The organism is Sphingomonas aquatilis (assembly GCF_014196115.1).
Classification (GTDB): domain Bacteria; phylum Pseudomonadota; class Alphaproteobacteria; order Sphingomonadales; family Sphingomonadaceae; genus Sphingomonas; species Sphingomonas aquatilis.
In genome coordinates, this window is the sequence record NZ_JACIDB010000031.1 from 1 (window position 1) to 1,609 (window position 1,609).

Sequence of the window (1,609 nt, forward strand, 5' to 3'; positions counted from 1 at the left end):
TCAGTTGCGGGTGAAGGGCAGTGACGATGCGCGTCTCCGCGAGGTCGCGGTGATGTTCCACCTGCGCGACGCGCTGCGCTCAGGCGACATCTGGCTCGACCGCTCGCATCGCTACGGCGACCTGCGCCATGTCCTCGTGCCCATGGCGGTCGCACGCAGCATGAAGCTGGCGGTCCCGCCCGACCCGCATGTCTGGCTGGCCGACCGCAAGGCGCGGCTTGCCGATGCCCTCGCCCGCCTCGGTCGCGCCGCGCGCAACGGCACAATCCCCCACGGCGGCATCGAGGACGGGATGCTGCGCATCGACCGTCTTACCGCCGATCCGCCGGACGGGATCGATGAACTGGTGCTCGATCTGTACCGTCGCCTGCCGCCTGTCCGCATCACCGACCTGCTGCTCGAAGTCGATGCCGCGCTCGGCTTCACCGATGCCTTCACCCATCTGCGCACCGGCATACCGTGCAGCGACCGGATCGGCCTGCTCAACGTTTTGCTCGCAGAGGGGCTGAACCTCGGCCTGCGCAAGATGGCCGAGGCGTGCAACACCCATGATTACTGGCAGCTCTCCCGCCTCGCGCGCTGGCATGTCGAGAGCGAGGCGATCGACCAGGCGCTGGCGACCGTGGTCGCCGCGCAGGGCGACCTGCCGATGGCGCGGGTGTGGGGTATGGGCACCACCGCGTCGGCCGACGGCCAGTTCTACCCCGCTGCGCGGCAGGGCGAGGCGATGAACACGGTCAATGCCCGCTACGGCAACGACCCCGGCATCAAGGCCTATACCCATGTCAACGACCGCTTCGCGCCGTTCGCATCACAGCCTATCCCCGCGACCGTCAGCGAGGCACCCTATCTGCTCGACGGGCTGACGATGAACGAGGCCGGGCGGCGGATCGAGGAGCAGTACGCCGACACCGGCGGGTTCACCGACCATCTGTTCGGGATCAGCGCGATGCTCGGCTATCGCCTCGTACTTCGCATCCGCGACCTGCCGTCCAAGCGGCTGTACGTCTTCGACCCTGCCGCCACGCCGACTGAACTGCGCCCGCTGGTGGGCGGCAAGGCGCGCGAGGCGCTGGTCGTCGCCAACTGGCCCGACCTGTTCCGCTGTGCCGCCACCATGAGTGCCGGGCAGGTCGCGCCGAGCCGCATCCTGCGCAAGCTCGCCGCCTATCCGCGCCAGAATGACCTGGCCACAGCCCTGCGCGAGGTGGGTCGGATCGAGCGCACGCTGTTCATCATCGAATGGATTCTCGACACCGGGATGCAGCGCCGCGCGCAGGTCGGACTCAACAAGGGCGAGGCGCATCATGCGCTGAAAAACGCCCTGCGCATCGGCCGCCAGGGCGAAATCCGTGACCGCACCACCGAGGGCCAGCACTACCGGATCGCCGGCCTCAACCTGCTCACCGCCATCATCGTCTACTGGAACACCCTGCATCTTGGTCATGCTGTCGAGGCACGGCGACGCGAAGGGCTGGAGACGCCGGACCATCTTCTCGCCCACGTCTCTCCGCTCGGATGGGCGCACATCCTCCTCACCGGCGAATACCTCTGGCCGAAAGACGCCGACGCTTAGGGTGTCATTTCGCCCTCAGCCGGAACCGACCCC

The 1,609-nt window shown here is 67.9% G+C and carries 1 protein-coding gene; it reads left to right on the forward strand.

Annotated features, from left to right (window positions below):
* Positions 1–1,576: Tn3 family transposase (locus tag GGR47_RS18980; protein ID WP_183949615.1), on the forward strand; the 1,576-nt coding region annotated here is incomplete at its 5' end.
* Positions 1,577–1,609 lie beyond the last annotated feature (33 nt).